We start from the raw sequence: 19,188 nt of genomic DNA, 5'->3' as shown, positions 1-19,188 counted from the left end.
CCTGCCTGCTTTCCTGGCTATCAGATAAGGTCGCGCTGGGCGATCTCGCTTCTGATACGTTGCAACACCTGCTCGATGGACAACTCGGTAGAGTCCAACTGAATGGCATCGGCCGCTGGCTTCAGCGGGGCCACTGCACGTTGGGTGTCGCGCTCATCACGCGCACGAATCTCATCCAGCAGACTCGACAGACTAACATCTTCACCCTTGCCCTTCAACTGCAGGTAGCGGCGACGTGCGCGCTCCTCCGCGCTGGCGGTGAGGAAGACCTTCAAGGGCGCATCCGGGAACACCACGGTACCCATGTCGCGACCGTCAGCAATCAACCCCGGCACTTCGCGGAACTCACGCTGACGCACCAGCAGCGCATCACGCACTGCCGGCAACGAGGCCACCATCGATGCACCAGCACCGACGGTTTCGGTACGGATGACGTTGCTGACGTCCTCACCCTCAAGGATGATCTGTTGCAGCTTACCGGGCTCGGCAGCAATGAACTGCACATCCAGATGGGCGGCAAGTTTGGTCAGCAGCTCTTCGTTGGTCAGGTCGACGCCGTGGTTGCTGGCATTGAATGCCAGCAAGCGATACAGCGCGCCGGAGTCCAGCAGCTTCCAGCCCAGCTCGCGGGCAATCAGCCCGGCGACTGTGCCCTTGCCCGAGCCGCTTGGCCCGTCGATGGTGATAACCGGTGCCATTGAATTCACGACTTGCCCTCTTCTGCCACGCGAATCCCCACTTCGGCGCACAGCGCCAGGAAGTTGGGGAACGAGGTGGCGACGTTGGCGCAGTCGTGAATGCGAATTGGCGCACTGGCGCGCAGCGAAGCCACGCTGAAGGCCATGGCGATGCGGTGGTCACCATGCCCATGCACTTCGCCGCCGCCCAACTGGCCGCCGTCGATGATGATGCCGTCCGGGGTCGGCTCGCACTTGATGCCCAAGGTGGTGAGGCCATCAGCCATCACCTGGATGCGATCGGACTCCTTCACCCGCAGCTCTTCGGCGCCACGCAGCACGGTACGCCCTTCAGCGCAGGCAGCGGCCACGAACAAGACCGGGAATTCGTCGATGGCCAGCGGCACCAATGCCTCAGGAATGTCGATACCCTTCAACTTGGCACCGCGCACACGCAGGTCGGCCACGGGTTCGCCGCCCACTTCACGCTGGTTTTCCAGGGTGATGTCGCCGCCCATCAGGCGCAGGATGTCGATCACGCCGGTACGGGTCGGGTTGATGCCGACATGCTCCAGCACCAGCTCGGAGCCTTCAGCGATAGAGGCTGCGACCAGGAAGAACGCGGCCGAGGAAATGTCAGCCGGCACTTCGATCCGGGTAGCGGTCAGCTTGCCACCGGACTGCAGCGAGGCCACCGGGCCATTGCTGTCGACCGAATAGCCAAAACCGCGCAGCATGCGCTCGGTGTGGTCACGGGTAGGCGCAGGCTCGGTGACAGTGGTCTTGCCTTCGGCGTACAGGCCGGCCAGCAGCAGGCAGGATTTGACCTGCGCGCTAGCCATCGGCAGCGTGTAGGTCAAGCCTTTGAGCTTGTGGCCACCGCGGATGGTCAGCGGCGGGCGGCCGTCTGGGCCGGTCTCGACCACAGCACCCATTTCGCGCAGCGGGTTGGCCACACGGTTCATCGGGCGCTTGGACAGCGAGGCGTCGCCGGTCATGGTGACATCGAACGGCTGACCGGCCAACAGGCCCGACAGCAGGCGCATCGAAGTACCGGAGTTACCTACGTACAGCGGCCCTGGTGGCGGCTTCAGGCCATGCAGGCCCACGCCGTGAATGGTCACACGACCGTGGTTGGGGCCTTCGATGACCACACCCATGTCACGGAATGCCTGCAGGGTCGCCAGCGCATCTTCGCCTTCGAGGAAGCCTTCGACCTCGGTAGTACCTTCGGCCAGCGAGCCGAGCATGATCGAGCGATGGGAAATCGACTTGTCGCCCGGTACACGGATCCGCCCGTTCAGGCGGCCACCCGGTTGGGCCTGGAAAATCAGATCGTTGGCGTTCATAGCGTCCACATAGGCCCGGCGGGCCAGGATTTTACTGAAATGCTCGCGGGCAACCCGTGCGCGGGTGAATACACCCAGCAGTTGGTGCCCATCCCCTTCAGCGATCGCGTCGCGCAGGGCGTCGAGATCGCTGCGATATGTATCAAGCGTGCGCAGGACAGCGTCGCGGTTGGCGAGGAAGATGTCATGCCACATGGTCGGATCGCTGCCGGCGATTCTTGTGAAATCGCGGAATCCACCCGCAGCGTACCGGAAGATCTCGAGGTTTTCATTGCGTTTGGCCAGTGAGTCGACCAGGCCAAAGGCCAGCAGATGTGGCAGATGGCTGGTGGCGGCCAGTACTTCGTCATGGCGCTCGACCGACATGTGCTCCACATCGGCATCCAGCGCACGCCACAGGCGGTCAACCAGGGCCAGCGCGGCGGGGTCGGTTTCGGCAAGCGGCGTGAGGATGACCTTGTGCCGGCGGAACAAGGTGGCATTGGAGGCTTCTACCCCGCTCTGCTCGGAACCGGCAATGGGGTGGCCCGGGACGAAGCGCGGCAGGCGATCACCGAAGACGGCACGCGCTTCCCGCACAACGTTGCCCTTGGCGCTGCCGACGTCGGTGATGATTGCATCACCCAGGTCGAGCTGGGCCAGGCGGGCCAGGACTTTCTCCATGGCCAGGATCGGTACGGCCAGCTGAATGACATCGGCGCCCACGCAAGCGGCGGCGAGGTCTTCTTCGCAGCGGTCGACCACGCCCAGGGCCACGGCCTGCTTGCGCGAGGGGGCATCCAGGTCGACACCGACCACTTCGCGGCACAGGCCGCTTTCACGCAGGCCTTTGGCGAACGAGCTGCCGATCAGGCCGAGACCGACCACGACCAGGCGGTTGATGATTGGCGCGGGTTTGGTTTTTGCTGCATTTACCACTGGTGCGAACCCTGTTCTGAAATCTGGACAGCCGGTAAGAGCCATTGGGGCTGCTTTGCAGCCCATCGCGACACAAGGCCGCTCCCACAATGCGCTACACCTGTGTGGGAGCGGCCTTGTGTCGCGATGGGGTGCGAAGCGGCCCCAACAACCTCAGATCAAAGCACCGCCTTCGGATAAGAGCCCAGCACCTTCAGCGCCACAGCCTCCTGGCTGATCTGCTCGAGCACCGCCTTGATCAGCGGGTCGCGGTGGTGACCGACGAAGTCGATGAAGAACACGTAGGTCCACTTGCCGCTGCGCGACGGGCGGGTCTCGATGCGGGTCAGGTCGATGCCGTTCTGATAGAACGGCACCAGCAACTCATGCAACGCACCTGGCTTGTTGCTCATCGAAACGATGATCGAGGTCTTGTCGTCGCCGGTCGGCGGTACTTCCTGATTACCGATCATCAGGAAGCGCGTGGAGTTGTCCGGGCGGTCTTCGATCTTCTCGGCCAGACGGGTCAGGCCGTACAGGTTGGCCGCCATATCGCCGGCGATCGCCGCCGAATTCCACTCACCCTTGACCCGCTTGGCCGCTTCAGCATTGCTCGATACGGCCACGCGCTCCACGTTCGGGTAGTGCGCGTCCAGCCACTTTCGGCACTGGGCCAGCGACTGGGCGTGGGAGTAGATGCGGGTGATGCTGTCGGTCTTGGTGTTCTCGCCCACCAGCAGGTGGTGGTGGATACGCAGCTCGACTTCACCGCAAATCACCATGTCATGCTCGAGGAAACTGTCCAGGGTGTGGCTGACCGCACCTTCAGTGGAGTTTTCCACCGGCACCACACCGAAGTTGACGGCACCGGCCGCCACTTCACGGAACACTTCGTCGATGGCCGCCATCGGCCGACTGATCACCGCGTGGCCGAAGTGCTTCATGGCCGCCGCCTGGGTGAAGGTGCCTTCAGGGCCGAGGTAGGCGATTTTCAGCGGCTCTTCCAGGGCCAGGCACGACGACATGATTTCGCGGAACAGCCGCGCCATCTCTTCGTTGCCCAGCGGCCCCTTGTTGCGTTCCATCACGCGCTTGAGCACCGCAGCTTCACGCTCGGGACGGTAGAACACCGGCTTCTCGCCCTCTTTCAGCGAGGCCGTCTTGACCCGGGCTACTTCTTCGGCGCAGCGGGCGCGGTCACTGATCAGCTCGAGGATTTTCTCGTCGAGGCTGTCGATGCGCACGCGCAGCGCCTTGAGCTCCTGTTCGGACATGTCAGCCATGCTCCTTCTCGAATTCAGCCATGTAGCCTACCAGCGCTTCTACCGCTTCCAGGCCCAAGGCGTTGTAGATGGAGGCGCGCATGCCGCCAACCGAACGGTGACCCTTGAGGTTGAGCAGGCCACGCGCGTCGGCGCCAGCGAGGAAGGCCTTGTCCAGGCGCTCGTCAGCCAGGCGGAACGGCACGTTCATCCACGAACGGGCGTTGACGCTGATCGGGTTGGTATAGAACTCGCTGCGGTCGATGAACCCGTAAAGGCGGTCTTTCTTGGCACGGTTGCGCTGCTCCATGGCCTCAACACCGCCCTGCTCTTTCAGCCACTCGAAGACCAGGCCCGAGAGGTACCAGGAGTAGGTGGCCGGGGTGTTGTACATCGACCCGTTGTCAGCCGAAACCTTGTAGTCGAGCATGGTCGGGCAGCTGCTGCGGGCATGACCCAGCAGGTCTTCGCGCACGATCACCACCACCAGGCCGCTAGGGCCGATATTCTTCTGCGCGCCGGCGTAGATCAGGCCGAACTGCGACACATCGATCGGGCGCGAGAGGATGTCGGACGACATATCGACCACCAGCGGTACGTCACCGGTTTGCGGCACCCAGTCAAACTGCAGGCCACCAATGGTCTCGTTGGACGCATAGTGCACGTAGGCTGCGTTTTTGGTCAGGTTCCACTCGTTCTGGCCGGGGATGGCCAGGTAGTCGTAAGGCTTGGCAGTGGCGGCGACGTTGACGTTGCCGAAACGGCGCGCTTCCTCGATGGCCTTTTTCGACCAGATACCGGTTTCGACGTAGTCGGCCGTGCCGTTTTCCGGCAGCAGGTTCAGCGGGATTTCAGCGAACTGCTGGCTGGCGCCCCCTTGCAGGAACAGCACCTTGTAGTTGGAGGGGACGGACAGCAGGTCACGCAGGTCCTGCTCGGCCTTTTCGGCGATGGCCACGTAATCGTCGCTGCGATGGCTCATTTCCATCACCGACAACCCCTTGCCACGCCAGTCCAGCATCTCGGCCTGTGCGCGCTGCAGGACAGCGTCAGGAAGCGCGGCAGGGCCTGCGCAGAAGTTAAAGGCTCGTTTGCTCACATCCACTCTCGCTCTGCCAAATAGAACAAAAACTATCACATGGGTTAGCAACGACCCTGTGGGAGCGGGCGAGCCCGCGAACACCGGCAAAGCCGGTGCCATCTACCGCAGTGTCTGCTTCGCGGGCATGCCCGCTCCCACAAGGCCGGGCTTTGCCAGCTGTTATCAGTCAAACGGGGCGACCTTGGTCGCCCCGTTCGGGTTTCACGCTTGATTACTCTTGCGGGGCCTCTTCGGCGCCTGCAGCTTCGTCTGGTGCTTCGGCTTCGACACTCTCCTCGTCCGCCTCGATCACTTCATCGAGCTCGTCCTCGGATGGCTCCTGGATACGCTCCAGGCCCACCAGTGTCTCATCGGCCGCCAGCTTGATCAGCGTAACACCCTGGGTGTTGCGGCTCAGGCTGGACACCTCGCCAACCCGGGTGCGAACCAGCGTGCCCTGGTCGGAAATCAGCATGATCTCCTCGCCTTCCTGCACCTGGATAGCGCCGATCAGCAAGCCGTTGCGCCCTTTGGTACCCATGGCGATCACACCCTGGCCACCACGGCCGCGACGCGGGAACTTGGACAGCGGGGTGCGCTTACCAAAGCCACGCTCGGAGGCGGTGAGGATCTGCGAGCCGGACTCCGGGATCAGCATCGAGATGATCCGCTGGCCTTTGCCCAGTTTCATGCCGCGTACACCACGGGCGTTGCGACCCATTTCACGCACGACGCTCTCGGCAAAGCGAATGACCTTGCCAGCGTCGGAGAACATCATGACTTCCTTGGCGCCATCGGTGATGGCCGCGGCAATCAGAGTGTCGCCTTCCTTCAGCTTCAGGGCGATCAGGCCGTTGGAGCGCGGACGGGCGAACTGCACCAGCGGGGTCTTCTTGACGGTACCGGAAGCGGTCGCCATGAAGATGTACGCGCCGGTCGGCTCTGCAACCCACTCCGGGGTGTCGCCGTCTTCTTCGTCGACTTCCTCGGCCTCCACCAGCTCACCCTCGAGCACGGTGTCATCAGCCTCGTCCAGCTCTTCGTCGAGGTCGGCGTTCTGCTGCAGCGCTTCGAGGTCGATCTGCAGCATGGCGGTGATGCGCTCACCCTCCTCCAGCGGCAGCAGGTTGACCAGCGGACGACCGCGGGCAGCGCGGGACGCTTCGGGGATTTCGTAGGTCTTCTTCCAGTACACCTTGCCCTTGCTGGAGAACAGCAACAGGGTGGCATGGCTGTTGGCGACCAGCAGGTGCTCGATGTAGTCCTCGTCCTTCACGCCGGTCGCCGACTTGCCTTTGCCGCCGCGGCGCTGGGCCTGGTAGGCGGACAATGGCTGGGTCTTGGCATAACCACCATGGGAGATGGTGACCACGCGCTCTTCTTCCGGGATCATGTCGCCGTAGTTGAGGTCGTGGCTGGCATTGAGGATTTCGGTGCGGCGCACATCGCCGTACTCGGCACGGATGGCCTCCAGCTCCTCGCGAATCACTTCCATCAGGCGCTCGGCGCTGCTGAGGATGCGGATCAACTCGCCGATCTGCTCGAGGATTTCCTGGTACTCGGCCAGCAGCTTCTCGTGCTCCAGGCCGGTCAGGCGGTGCAGGCGCAGGTCGAGAATGGCCTGAGCCTGTTCCGGCGACAGGAAGTACTTGCCGTCATGCAGGCCGTACTGCTCCGGCAGGTCCTCAGGGCGGCAGGCGTCGGCGCCGGCGCGCTCGACCATGACCTGCACGGCACTGGATTCCCACGGCGTGGAAACCAGGGCTTCCTTGGCTTCGGACGGCGTCGGCGAGGCCTTGATCAGGGCAATGACCGGGTCGATGTTGGACAGCGCGACCGCCTGGCCTTCAAGGATATGACCGCGTTCACGGGCCTTGCGCAGCTCAAATACGGTACGGCGGGTCACCACTTCACGGCGGTGGCGGACGAACGCTTCGAGCAGGTCCTTGAGGTTGAGCAGCCGCGGACGGCCGTCGACCAGGGCCACCACGTTGATGCCGAATACGCTCTGCAGCTGGGTTTGCTGGTAGAGGTTGTTGAGCACCACCTCCGGCACCTCGCCGCGACGCAGCTCGATGACGATGCGCATGCCGTCCTTGTCGGACTCGTCGCGCAGCTCGGTGATGCCTTCGATCTTCTTCTCTTTGACCAGCTCGGCGATCTTCTCGATCAGGCGCGCCTTGTTCAGCTGGTACGGCAGCTCGGTGATCACGATCTGCTGGCGGCCGCCAACCTTGTCGATGTCTTCGATCTCGGAGCGGGCGCGCATGTAGATGCGGCCACGGCCGGTGCGATAGGCCTCGATGATGCCCTGGCGACCGTTGATGATGCCGGCAGTCGGGAAGTCCGGGCCAGGGATGAACTGCATCAGTTCATCGATGGTGACTTCCGGGTTGTCGATGAGCGCCAGGCAGCCATCGATGACCTCACCGAGGTTGTGCGGCGGAATATTGGTCGCCATGCCCACGGCAATACCGCTGGAGCCGTTGACCAGCAGGTTGGGAATACGCGTCGGCATGACCGCCGGGATCTGCTCGGTGCCGTCGTAGTTGGGCACCCAGTCGACGGTTTCCTTGTGCAGGTCGGCCAGCAGCTCGTGGGCCAGCTTGGTCATGCGCACTTCGGTGTATCGCATGGCGGCAGCGTTGTCGCCGTCCACCGAACCGAAGTTGCCCTGGCCGTCGACCAGCAGGTAGCGCAACGAGAACGGCTGGGCCATACGCACGATGGTGTCGTAGACCGCAGTGTCGCCGTGCGGGTGGTACTTACCGATCACGTCACCGACCACACGGGCGGATTTCTTGTACGGCTTGTTCCAGTCGTTGCCCAGTTCGCTCATCGCATAGAGAACGCGGCGATGCACGGGCTTCAAGCCGTCACGCGCATCGGGCAGCGCTCGCCCGACAATCACGCTCATCGCGTAGTCGAGGTAAGACTGTCTCAGTTCGTCTTCGATATTGACCGGGAGGATTTCTTTGGCCAGTTCGCCCATGAGAAGCCTGATTCCTTTTTCTGGTGAAACTTCGCAGCTCCATCAAGGGCCGAACGAAGCTCGCCGCCGCAGCGCATAAGGGTGCGACGACTTACGACAAATCAATGAGTTGTGCCATGGATCTGCGCAATGAAGGCCGCCACTTTGGGCGGTCTTGGAAACTGCCGGATATTATCACAAAGGCGGGGGCGGTGGGGAGATCTGTACGGCAGTGCACGGTCATTGTGGGAGCGGCCTTGTGTCGCGATAGGGCTGCACAGCAGCCCCGGCAATTTTTGCTTCTTCGCCGACATCCCGGGGCCGCTTTGCGGCCCTATCGCGACACAAGGCCCACAAAGTACGCGTTCTACCGGGGTATCAGTGCAGGCGCTTGCGGCAAATCAACTGGGCCAGTTTGGCGGTATCCGGGCGCTCGACAACACCCCGTTCGGTCACGATAACGTCAATCAGGTCGGCCGGGGTCACGTCGAACACCGGGTTGAATACCTGCACATCCCGTACCGCCGGGGCACCGCCAAAGTCCAGCCACTCGTCGGCGTCACGCTCTTCCAGGGGAATATCCTCGCCGGTTGCCAGGTTCAGGTCGATGCTGGTGCTCGGCGCCACCACCATGAAGCGCACACCATGGTGCATGGCGCTGACCGCCAACTGGTAGGTGCCGATCTTGCTGGCCACGTCGCCATTGGCAGCGATGCAGTCCGCGCCCACCACCACCCAGGTGATGCCCTTGGTCTTCATCAGATGCGCCAGCGCCGAGTCGGCGCACAGGGTCACCGGAATTCCCTCGTTGGCCAGCTCCCAGGCCGTCAGGCGCGACCCCTGCAGCCAAGGGCGAGTCTCACCGGCATACACCCGTTCGACCATGCCTTCCAGGTAGCCGGCACGGATCACCCCCAGTGCGGTGCCGAAGCCGCCACTGGCAAGGGCGCCGGCGTTGCCGAAGGTGAGCAGGGCCTGGGCATTGCCCTGATGACGACGGATCAGTTCGATACCCTGCTGGGCCATGGTCAGGTTGGCCTCACGGTCGCTTTCGTGAATGGCCACCGCTTCGGCCTCCAGCGCCGCCAGCACGTCTTCTTCCGGACGCAGGCGCAGCAGACGCTCGCGCATGCGGTTCAGCGCCCAGAACAAGTTGGCGGCGGTAGGACGCGCTTCGGCGAGGGTGAGAAAGTCGTCTTCCAGGTCCATTTCCCAATCGCCGCCTTCGGCCAGCCGCTCTTCAAGGGCCAGTACCAGGCCGTAAGCTGCGGCAATACCGATCGCCGAGGCGCCGCGCACGGCCATGTCACGGATGGCTGCGGCCACCTGCGCAACATTGTCGCAGGCCAGCCAACGCTCCTCCGACGGCAGCAGGCGCTGGTCGAGCAGGTGCAAGGCGCCGCCCTGCCAGCGGATCGCGGTCACCTTCTCCGCCGCCAAAAGTCGCTCGCGCATCGCCTCTCCCCGTCATTCGGATATCAAAAACCGGCGATTATAGCGACCCTCGCGGCCAAGCGCTCGGGTATACTCCGGCGCAATTTTGCGAAGTTTCAGAGGACTGTTCAATGAGCAACGTCGACCGCGCCGAAATCGCCAAGTTCGAAGCGCTGGCCCACCGCTGGTGGGACCGCGAAAGCGAGTTCAAGCCGCTGCACGAAATCAACCCGCTGCGCGTCAACTGGATCGACGAGCGCGTCAGCCTGGCCGGCAAGAAAGTGCTGGACGTGGGTTGCGGTGGCGGCATCCTCAGCGAAGCCATGGCCCTGCGCGGCGCCACGGTCACCGGTATCGACATGGGCGAGGCGCCACTGGCGGTGGCTCAGTTGCACCAGCTGGAGTCCGGCGTGCAGGTGGAATACCGGCAGATCACCGCCGAAGCCCTGGCCGAGGAAATGCCCGAACAGTTCGACGTGGTCACCTGCCTGGAAATGCTCGAGCACGTGCCCGACCCGTCTTCGGTGATCCGCGCCTGCTACCGCATGGTCAAGCCGGGCGGCCAGGTGTTCTTCTCCACCATCAACCGCAACCCCAAGGCCTACCTGCTGGCCATCGTCGGCGCCGAGTACATCCTGAAGATGCTGCCGCGCGGCACCCATGACTTCAAGAAATTCATCCGCCCGTCCGAGCTGGGCGCCTGGAGCCGCGATGCAGGCCTGCAGGTGAAGGACATCATCGGCCTCACCTACAACCCGCTGACCAAGCACTACAAGCTCAACAGCGACGTCGACGTCAACTACATGATCCAGACCCTGCGCGAGGAATAAGCATGCGTTTGCGAGCAGTACTCTTCGACATGGACGGCACCTTGCTGGACACGGCGCCGGACTTCATCGCCATTTGCCAGGCCATGCTCGCCGACCGCGGGCTGCCGGCCGTTGACGACAACCTGATCCGTGGCGTGATCTCGGGTGGCGCCCGCGCCATGGTCGCCACTGCGTTCGCCATGGACCCGGAGGCTGACGGCTTCGAGGCCCTGCGCCTGGAATTCCTCGAGCGTTACCAGCGCGACTGCGCGGTGCACAGCAAGCTGTTCGAGGGCATGGCCGAGCTGCTGGCCGACATCGAGAAAGGCAACCTGCTGTGGGGCGTCGTCACCAACAAGCCGGTGCGCTTCGCCGAGCCGATCATGCAGCAGTTGGGCCTGGCCGAGCGTTCGGCGTTGCTGATCTGCCCGGACCACGTGAAAAACAGCAAACCCGACCCCGAGCCGCTGATCCTGGCCTGCAAGACGCTGAACCTGGACCCGGCCAGTGTGCTGTTCGTCGGCGACGACCTGCGCGACATCGAGTCCGGCCGCGACGCAGGTACCCGCACGGCGGCGGTGCGCTACGGCTATATTCATCCAGAGGACAACCCCAACAACTGGGGTGCCGACGTGGTGGTGGACCACCCACTGGAACTGCGCAAAGTGATCGACAGCGCGCTGTGCGGCTGCTGAACCCAGACCGATGACCGGGCACCGCCTCTTTGTAGGAGCGGGTTCACCCGCGAATGCGCCAGCCCAGACAACACTGGCGCCTGATCGGACGCATTCGCGGGTGAACCCGCTCCTACAATAGGCCCGGCCGCCCACACGAACTCGAAGGACAGAACCATGTTCGACTACACCGCCCGCCCCGACCTGCTGCAAGGCCGGGTCATCCTGGTTACCGGTGCCGGCCGTGGCATTGGTGCCGCGGCTGCCAGGGCCTATGCCGCACTGGGTGCCACCGTGCTGCTGCTGGGCAAGACCGAGGCCAACCTGAACGAGGTCTACGACCAGATCGAAGCCGCCGGCCACCCACAGCCGGTAGTCATCCCGTTCAACCTGGAAACCGCCCTGCCACACCAGTACGACGAGCTGGCGGCCATGATCGAAGGCCAGTTCGGCCGCCTCGATGGCCTGCTCAACAATGCGTCGATCATCGGCCCGCGTACGCCGCTGGAACAGCTGTCGGGCGACAACTTCATGCGCGTGATGCACATCAACGTCAATGCCACCTTCATGCTCACCAGCACCCTGCTGCCGCTGCTGAAGCTGTCGGAAGACGCTTCGGTGGTGTTCACCAGCAGCAGCGTCGGGCGCAAGGGCCGGGCTTACTGGGGCGCCTATGGCGTGTCGAAGTTCGCCACCGAAGGCCTGATGCAGACCCTGGCCGATGAACTGGAAGGCGTGGCGCCGGTGCGCGCCAACAGCATCAACCCAGGCGCCACGCGCACGGCGATGCGGGCCCAGGCCTACCCTGGCGAGAACCCGCAGAACAACCCGCTGCCCGAAGAGATCATGCCGGTGTACCTGTACCTGATGGGGCCGGACAGCACAGGGGTGAACGGGCAGGCGTTCAACGCCCAATAAACCTGCATCGGCCTCTTCGCGGGCTTGCCCGCTCCCACAGAATCACCGCAACCCTCAAGGACTGCGCCATACCTGTGGGAGCGGGCAAGCCCGCGAAGAGGCCGATACAGGAAAGCGATCAGCCCGCAGCCAACGCCGGCCGCATACGGCCTTGCTGGCGCCCTTCCAGCTGCATGCAGCGTTCCAGGAACAGGAACATGCAGTCGTAACTCTTGCAGATCGCCCTGCGCAGCTCGGTCCGCAACCCCAGGGTGGGGTTCTCACCGGCCAGGGTACAGATGATTTCCAGCGCCTCCCACGGGTGCGCATCGTCATACTGGGCATGCATCTTCAGCCACTTCATCGCCCGCTTGCGCCCTTCTTCAGGGAACCCCTGCGCATAGGTGTCGGTCGAGCACACCACCGCCGACCATTCACCGGTCGCGCCTTCGATGGCGTAGTTGGTCGCCGCCATGGAAATGGCCAGGTTTTCGGTGGCGCACACCCGCCAGCACCAGTCGTTCAGGCCGTTCAGCTCGGGCGGCACTTCTTGCGCCTGCAACTCGTGCAGGTGCACACCGTGCGCCTGGCACCAGTTCACCCAGTAATCGGCATGGTTGAGCTCGACGCGGATGTTGCGCATCAGCCAGCGCCGCGCCATGTCCTCGCCCTGATGCCGGCCATAGCGGGTCTTGGTCAGGTTATGCGCCATGTACAACGAAAACTGCTCCACCACCGGCCAGCCACCGATCAGGTACTGACGGATGGTCGATTGCTTCAGCTGGCCATCGCGTAGACGTGCATAAAACTCATGCTCAACCACCCGGCGCTTGCTCTCGCGGCAGTCTTCAATCAGTTGCTGGGCCCATTGGGGGTAACTGGCGGGGTCCATCAAAGGCCCGATACGAACGAATGCGTCAATCACTTTCAGCTCCTTGATCCTTGTGATTTCCAACTAGCGAAACGTGCCAGGTGCTCGCTGCAACAGAGGCCGGGCGGCGATCCGTTGGCGCTGCAGACTGTCACAGGTGAACACCTGGGGGCGTTCGATCAGGTAGCCCTGGGCGTAATCCACGCCTATTTCCTGCAAGGCCTGCTCGATCAAGGGTGTTTCGACAAACTCGGCAATCGTGCGCTTACCCATCACATGGCCGATATGGTTGATGACCTCGACCATGGCCCGGTTGACCGGGTCGTCGAGCATATCCTTGACGAAACTCCCGTCAATCTTCAGGTAGTCCACGGGCAAATGCTTGAGATAGGCGAACGAGGACATGCCAGCGCAAAAATCATCCAACGAGAAACGGCAACCCAGCCCTTTCAGCTCGTTGATGAAGCGAATGGCGCTGCCCAGGTTGGCAATGGCGCTGGTTTCGGTAATTTCGAAACAGATCATTCGCGGCGGAATGGCGTATTCGACGAACAACCGCTGGAGGTATTCAAGGAACTTGTCGTCGCCAATGCTGGACCCCGACAGGTTGATGGCACAGGTCGACAACGGCCCTTCACGCCCTTCTTCCAGGCACTGGCGTATGACCATGAACACATTGCGCACCACCCAGCGGTCAAGCGCGGTCATCAGGCCGTAGCGCTCGGCCGCCGGGATGAAGCTGCTGGGCAGGATGGTGCGGCCGCTTTCGTCGTGCAGGCGCAACAGAATTTCGATATGGCCCGGGCCCTCGAAGGTTTTGAGCGGGGCGATTTCCTGGGCGTAGAGGCAAAAGCGGTTTTCTTCCAGGGCCACATGCAGGCGCTGGATCCAGGCCATTTCGCCAAAACGCATGGACAGTTCGCTGTCGTCGGCGTGGTACACCTGCACACGGTTTCGGCCCTTTTCCTTGGCCATGTAGCAGGCCATGTCGGCGGCGCGCAGCGAGGCCTCCAGGGTACCGGGGGCCTGGGCCATATGCACCAGGCCAATGCTGACCGTGGTCACGAACGGCCGCCCTTTCCATACAAAGTGCAGGCTCTGCACCATCTGGCGCAGTTGTTCGCCAATGCGCTCGGCCTGGTCGGGCGGGCAGTTTTCCAGCAGCACGCCAAATTCATCGCCGCCCAGCCGCGCCAGCGTATCGCCCTCACGCAGACCAGATTGCAGCACCGCGCAGATGTGCCGCAGCAACTCATCGCCGGCAGCGTGGCCACAGGTGTCGTTGACCAGCTTGAACTGGTCGAGGTCAAGGAACATCAGCGAATGCCGCCCAGCCTGGCGCGCCAGGTCGTTGAGCGCCTGCTCCAGGCGGTATTCGAACTCGCGGCGGTTGGCCAGCCCGGTCAGGGCGTCGTGGGTTGCCTGCCAGGACAGATTGGCAATGTACTGGCGTTCCTGGGTCATATCGTGCAGCACCAGCACGATGCCACTGACCTGGCCATCATTGACGATTGGCGAGCCGACCAGGTTGATCGACACGGTACTGCCGTCCAGGCGCTGGATCAGCCGGGCATGCTCGGAGCCGCCCTTGAGGCTGCCGCTGAGCACCTGTTCGACCAAGCTGCGCCCGTCCTCCTCGGCGTGTTCGTCCACCAGGCTGAACAGCGCCGACAGCGGCAGGCCCTGGGCCTGCCCGGATTGCCAGTGGGTCAATTGCTCGGCGGCCGGGTTCATGTAGCCGATACTGCCTTCGACATCGGTGGTGATCACCGCATCACCGATGGCCTGCAGGGTAATCTGCGCACGCTCTTTTTCTTCCTGCAGGGCGCTGGCAAAGGCTTGGCGCTGGGCCAACAGCTTGCTGGAGCGGCGCCAGGCAATGGCGATCAGGAACATCGCGGTCAGCAGGTTGGTGATCAGCAGCACCCGTAGCAACATGCGCGAGCCTTCGCCCAAGGCATCACTGAACGCCTTGGCGGCCGGGGTCACGCCTTCGTTGATGGCGACAATGCGGGCCTTCCAGTCGCTGACGGTGTCGGCATCCACCGGGCCATCGGCAAAACGCTGACGCATTTCACCGGCCAGTACATCCAGCTTGGCCAGATAGTCGTCACCGATGTCCCAGTAATCGATGGCTGTCTGCATATAGCTGACATGGCGAAAGTTGCGGTAGAACCAGATGATCCGCTCGACATCGTCAGGGTGGTTGCCACCTTGCAGAACCGCCTGTCGTGCGGCGTCCAGATCAGGGCTGGGGTGGTCGAGCACTTCGCGCAGACGATAGTCACCCTGCGGTACGGTAATGGCCTGGCGATAGCGTTGGTAGGTGCTGTCGTCGCGCGTCTCGCCGTACAGACTGAGGTAGTAGATGGCATCTTTCTGCGCCTTGGACCACAGGCTTTCGCCCGCGACATAGGCGCGCACGGCCGAGAGCGTATAAAGGCTGAGGCTGCCCAACGCCACCTGAAGGACCACGACGGCGATGAAAGGCCATGTGATGCCGAGCAACTTTGGCGCTTCGAGTGTGCGATTTCCCTTCATGGAGTCCCTGTCACAGAGCAGATAAGGCGTAAATCGACCCAGACAAGCACAGCGTAGGCCATTTGCCATCGCTGTGGAGGGGATTTTTATGACAAGGAATCGGGGAATTTGTACAGCGTATGCGCTGGCCATTGTAGGAGCGGGTTTACCCGCGAAGAAGACACCGCGGTGGATGGCACGGGCTTCGCCCGTGTTCGCGGGCAAGCCCGCTCCCACAGGGATCGCACCAGCTTTTAGAAATTGAGCAAGACAGTTGCTCCCACAAGCCCGGTGAAGGCAGCCAGATAATCAGCTCTGCTGCAGATGCCCGTAAAGCTTGGCGTATAACCCACCCTCGGCAATCAGCTGCTGATGGTCGCCGTCTTCGGCCACGTGCCCGCCATCGAACACCAACACCCGGTCGGCCTGTTTCACCGCCGACAACCGATGGGCGATGATCAGCGTGGTGCGGCCGCTGAGGAAGCACGCCAAGGCCTGATGCAGGTTGTACTCGGTGGCGGCATCCAGGGCTGAGGTGGCCTCGTCGAGGATTACCACCTTGGGCTCAGCCAGTACCATGCGGGCAATGGCCAGGCGCTGGCGCTGGCCACCGGACAAGCGCACGCCTGAACGCCCCACCACACTGTCCAGGCCTTGCGGCAAGGCGGCGATGGTGGCATCCAGTTGGGCGATGCGCAGCGCCTGCCAGCACGCATCATCGCTGCAGTCACGGCCCATGGTCAGGTTGGCACGCACGCTGTCGTTGAACAGCGACGGGTGCTGCAACACCACCGCGACGTTCTCGCGCAGGGTTTCCAGGCCGATTTCCTGCAGGCTGGCCCCGCCAAAGCGGATGGTCCCGGCCTGGGCGCTGTAAAGGCCCAGCAGTAGCTGCACCAGCGTGCTCTTGCCGCCGCCGCTGGCACCGACAATCGCCACCTTCTCACCCGCAGCGATGGACAGGTCGAGGTGCTCGAGCACCGGCTCGTCGGCATAGGCAAAGCGCAGGTCGCGCACGTCAATGCCCACCGTTTCGCGCCCGGCGAACGGGTCGCTGGCGGCCGGGTATTGCGGCTCGTCGGCACGCGCCAGCAGCTCGTTGAGGCGGCTCAGCGCACCGCCGGCGGCGTAGTAGGCATATTGCAGATTAAGCAGTTGCTCCACCGGACCGATCATGAACCACAGGTAGCTGAACACCGCCAGCATCTGGCCGATCGACAGGTCAGAAAACAGCACGGTCAGCATGGCCGCCGCGCGGAAGATGTCGATGCCGAACTGGAACAGCAAGCCGCTGGCACGGCCACTGGCATCGCTTTTCCATTGCGAGTCCACGGCGTAATCGCGCACCTCGCGGGCACGCAGGCCAAGGCGGCCAAGGAAGTAGCCCTGGCGGTTGCCAGCGCGGATTTCCTGGATGGCATCGAGGGTTTCCGCCAGCGCCTGGGTAAAGCGCGCGGTGCTGTCGTTTTCGAGCTTTTTCAGGTGTTTGACCCGCTTGCCCAACTGCACGGTGAAGTAGATCACCAGCGGGTTGAACAGCAAGATCAGCAAGGCCAGCTGCCAGTGCATCCAGATCAGGATGGCCGCCGTGCCGGTCAGTGTCAGCATGGCCACCAGGAAGCGGCTGAGGGTTTCGCCAACGAACTTGTCGAGGGTGTCCAGGTCGGTGACCAGGTGGGTGGTCACCGTACCGCTGCCCAAACTTTCGTATTCTTTCAGCGAAATACGTTTGAGGCGCTCGATCAGGCGGATGCGCAGGCGGTAGACGATGTCCTTGGCCAGCCCGGCGAACAGCTTGGACTGGATCACGTTGAAGGCCAGCGCAGCCAGGCGCAGGCACAGGGTGAGCGCCAGCATCAGGCCGATGTAGCCGGCTGCTACCTGCCAGTTGGACGGCAGCAGGTGGTTCATCCACTTCAGCGCGGCATCGCCATGGCCGAGCAGTACTTCGTCCACCAACAGCGGCAGCAGCAGCGGAATGGGCACACTGCAACACGCCGCCAGTAACGCAATGAGGTTGGCGGACCAGAGGTTCTTCTTGTGATGCAGGGCCAGGCGGCGGATTTCCGCCCAGCTCAGTCGATCGCCCGCAGTGTATGGCTTGCCCGGTACCGGGTCGGGTGACCCTGGTACATCAAGCACAGGCGGCCTGCTGCAGCCAGCGGCCGAGCAAGGGTTGCAGGCGCTCCAGCGGCTGGTAGCCGTTGGTCAGCAAAGCCAGTTGGCCATTGCGCTCGGCCAGCAAGGTCGGGAAACCGGCAATACCCAGATCCTGGGCCCAGCCGAAGTCGGCCGCGGTGGCGGCGCGGGTATCGGCACGGGCGAAGGTTTCGGCGAACGCGGCACGGTCGAAGCCACTCTGGGAGGCCAGCTCGACCAGCTGCGGCGCGGTGGTCACATCGGTACCCTGCTCGTAGAACGAACGCTGGATCAACGCCAGCAGCGGCCAGACGCGCTCGGCATCCAGCTCGCGTGCCGCGACCAGGGCGCGACAGGCCGGCTCGGTGTCGTAGACGAAGCCGTCAGGCATGGCCCCCTCGAAGCGGAACGGCTGGCCGGTAGCATCAGCCACCGCCTGCCAGTGTTCCAGGATGTACTTGCGAGTGGAGCTGTCCAGGGCGCTGCCGCCCGTACGCAGCCCGCCCGTTACCAAGCGGGCAGGCACGCCTGCCTCACGCGCCTGGGCGATCAGGGCCGCGGCCACTGGCGCAAAACCCCAGCACCAGGAGCACATCGGGTCCATCACATAGATCAGGCGTGCAGACATGCTTCAAGCCTCGGCTTTGTAGTTGTAACCGATCGGGTGCGGCAGGTTGCGGGCCTTGGCCAGCTCGATCTGCTTCTGCCGGTCGATGGCACTGCGCCGGGTCTTCTCGCTCAGGCTGTCCCAGCAATGCGGGCAGCTGACACCTGGCGAATAGTGCTCGGACGCGCGCTCCTCTGCATTGATCGGATGGCGGCAGGCGTGGCACTGGTCGTACTCGCCTTCGCTCAGGTCATGGCGCACCGTAACCCGGTTGTCGAAGACGAAGCAGTCGCCGTCCCACAGGCTTTCTTCCTGAGGCACTTCCTCGAAGTATTTCAGGATGCCGCCCTTAAGATGATAGACCGACTCGAAGCCTTCACCGAGCATGTAGCTGGAGGCCTTTTCGCAACGGATGCCGCCGGTGCAGAACATGGCGACCTTCTTGTGCTTGCTCGGGTCGAAATTGGCCTTGATGTACTCCGGGAACTCACGGAACGTTTCGGTCTTCGGGTCGATGGCGCCCTTGAACGTACCGATGGCCACTTCGTAGTCGTTGCGGGTGTCGATCAGCAGCACTTCCGGGTCGCTGATCAGGGCGTTCCAGTCCTTGGGCTCGACATAGGTGCCAACGGCCTGGTTGGGGTCTACGCCCGGCACGCCGAGGGTGACGATCTCTTTCTTGAGCTTGACCTTGGTGCGGTAGAACGGCTGCTCGTCGCAATACGACTCTTTATGGTCGACATCGACCAGGCGCGGGTCGTTGCGCAGCCAGGCCAGCAGGCCATCGATGCCTTCGCGGGTGCCCGATACGGTGCCGTTGATGCCCTCGTGGGCCAGCAGCAGGGTGCCTTTGACATTGTTGTCGAGCATGGTCTTGAGCAGCGGCTCGCGCAGCTCGACGTAGTCTTCCAGGGTGACGAACTTGTACAGCGCCGCGACGACGATGGCTTGAGACATGTAACGGAATCTCCAGGTGGTTGCCCTCGTAAGGGGCGGACCG

At 63.1% G+C, this 19,188-nt stretch carries 14 protein-coding genes; 3 read left to right on the top strand and 11 right to left on the bottom strand.

Annotated features, from left to right (window positions below; translation table 11 throughout):
* Positions 1 to 20: 20 nt before the first annotated feature.
* The 6 genes from cmk to mtnA all read right to left on the bottom strand — a co-directional run bounded on the left by cmk (position 21) and on the right by mtnA (position 9,692).
* The gene (gene cmk / locus I8746_RS17135; RefSeq protein ID WP_003252672.1) at positions 21 to 698 is read right to left on the bottom strand and encodes a (d)CMP kinase; all 678 of its coding nucleotides are present in this window, start codon (positions 696 to 698) and stop codon (positions 21 to 23) included.
* A 5-nt stretch (positions 699 to 703) separates the two neighbouring features.
* On the bottom strand, positions 704 to 2,911 hold the full coding sequence (locus I8746_RS17130) for a bifunctional prephenate dehydrogenase/3-phosphoshikimate 1-carboxyvinyltransferase (RefSeq protein WP_311044814.1): 2,208 nt from the start codon (positions 2,909 to 2,911) through the stop codon (positions 704 to 706).
* A 191-nt stretch (positions 2,912 to 3,102) separates the two neighbouring features.
* Positions 3,103 to 4,197 (bottom strand): prephenate dehydratase, encoded by a 1,095-nt coding sequence (gene pheA / locus I8746_RS17125; RefSeq protein WP_003252669.1) that lies wholly within the window; start codon positions 4,195 to 4,197, stop codon positions 3,103 to 3,105.
* Position 4,198: 1 nt separating this feature from the next.
* Positions 4,199 to 5,284, bottom strand: a complete 1,086-nt coding sequence (serC, locus tag I8746_RS17120) for a 3-phosphoserine/phosphohydroxythreonine transaminase (RefSeq protein WP_054888757.1) — start codon at positions 5,282 to 5,284, stop codon at positions 4,199 to 4,201.
* A 214-nt stretch (positions 5,285 to 5,498) separates the two neighbouring features.
* On the bottom strand, positions 5,499 to 8,258 hold the full coding sequence (gene gyrA / locus I8746_RS17115; protein WP_221100860.1) for a DNA gyrase subunit A: 2,760 nt from the start codon (positions 8,256 to 8,258) through the stop codon (positions 5,499 to 5,501).
* A gap of 357 nt (positions 8,259 to 8,615) precedes the next feature.
* Entirely contained in the window at positions 8,616 to 9,692 is a 1,077-nt protein-coding gene (gene mtnA, locus I8746_RS17110; protein WP_012053387.1) for an S-methyl-5-thioribose-1-phosphate isomerase, read from the bottom strand.
* Between the two features lie 110 nt (positions 9,693 to 9,802).
* On the opposite strand from mtnA, the gene ubiG reads away from it, so the two are divergent.
* From ubiG to I8746_RS17095, 3 genes are all read left to right on the top strand, one after another.
* On the top strand, positions 9,803 to 10,501 hold the full coding sequence (gene ubiG / locus I8746_RS17105; protein WP_003252662.1) for a bifunctional 2-polyprenyl-6-hydroxyphenol methylase/3-demethylubiquinol 3-O-methyltransferase UbiG: 699 nt from the start codon (positions 9,803 to 9,805) through the stop codon (positions 10,499 to 10,501).
* A 2-nt stretch (positions 10,502 to 10,503) separates the two neighbouring features.
* A complete protein-coding gene (gene mupP / locus I8746_RS17100; RefSeq protein WP_003252659.1) occupies positions 10,504 to 11,175 on the top strand; it encodes an N-acetylmuramic acid 6-phosphate phosphatase MupP in 672 nt (223 codons plus the stop codon).
* A gap of 156 nt (positions 11,176 to 11,331) precedes the next feature.
* Complete coding sequence (locus I8746_RS17095; RefSeq protein ID WP_012053388.1) at positions 11,332 to 12,072, top strand: YciK family oxidoreductase; 741 nt, start codon at positions 11,332 to 11,334, stop codon at positions 12,070 to 12,072.
* Positions 12,073 to 12,190: 118 nt separating this feature from the next.
* Here I8746_RS17095 and I8746_RS17090 read toward each other — a convergent pair whose 3' ends face one another.
* The 5 genes from I8746_RS17090 to I8746_RS17070 form a co-directional block, all read right to left on the bottom strand.
* Entirely contained in the window at positions 12,191 to 12,976 is a 786-nt protein-coding gene (locus tag I8746_RS17090) for a TenA family transcriptional regulator (RefSeq protein ID WP_010952802.1), read from the bottom strand.
* A 30-nt stretch (positions 12,977 to 13,006) separates the two neighbouring features.
* Positions 13,007 to 15,463, bottom strand: a complete 2,457-nt coding sequence (locus tag I8746_RS17085; protein WP_012053390.1) for an EAL domain-containing protein — start codon at positions 15,461 to 15,463, stop codon at positions 13,007 to 13,009.
* Between the two features lie 288 nt (positions 15,464 to 15,751).
* Complete coding sequence (locus I8746_RS17080; protein ID WP_064614010.1) at positions 15,752 to 17,584, bottom strand: ABC transporter ATP-binding protein; 1,833 nt, start codon at positions 17,582 to 17,584, stop codon at positions 15,752 to 15,754.
* Positions 17,577 to 18,209, bottom strand: coding sequence for a DsbA family protein (locus I8746_RS17075; RefSeq protein WP_012053392.1), 633 nt, complete (start codon positions 18,207 to 18,209; stop codon positions 17,577 to 17,579). Before I8746_RS17075 ends, I8746_RS17080 begins: the two co-directional genes overlap by 8 nt.
* 3 nt (positions 18,210 to 18,212) lie before the next feature.
* Complete coding sequence (locus tag I8746_RS17070; protein WP_012053393.1) at positions 18,213 to 19,145, bottom strand: rhodanese-related sulfurtransferase; 933 nt, start codon at positions 19,143 to 19,145, stop codon at positions 18,213 to 18,215.
* Positions 19,146 to 19,188: the final 43 nt, after the last annotated feature.

Source organism: Pseudomonas sp. USTB-Z (assembly GCF_019691255.1).
In the GTDB taxonomy this organism is placed as follows: Bacteria; Pseudomonadota; Gammaproteobacteria; order Pseudomonadales; family Pseudomonadaceae; genus Aquipseudomonas; species Aquipseudomonas alloputida.
Note: the sequence above shows the minus strand (reverse complement) of the source record. Positions and strands in the feature narration are given on the sequence as shown.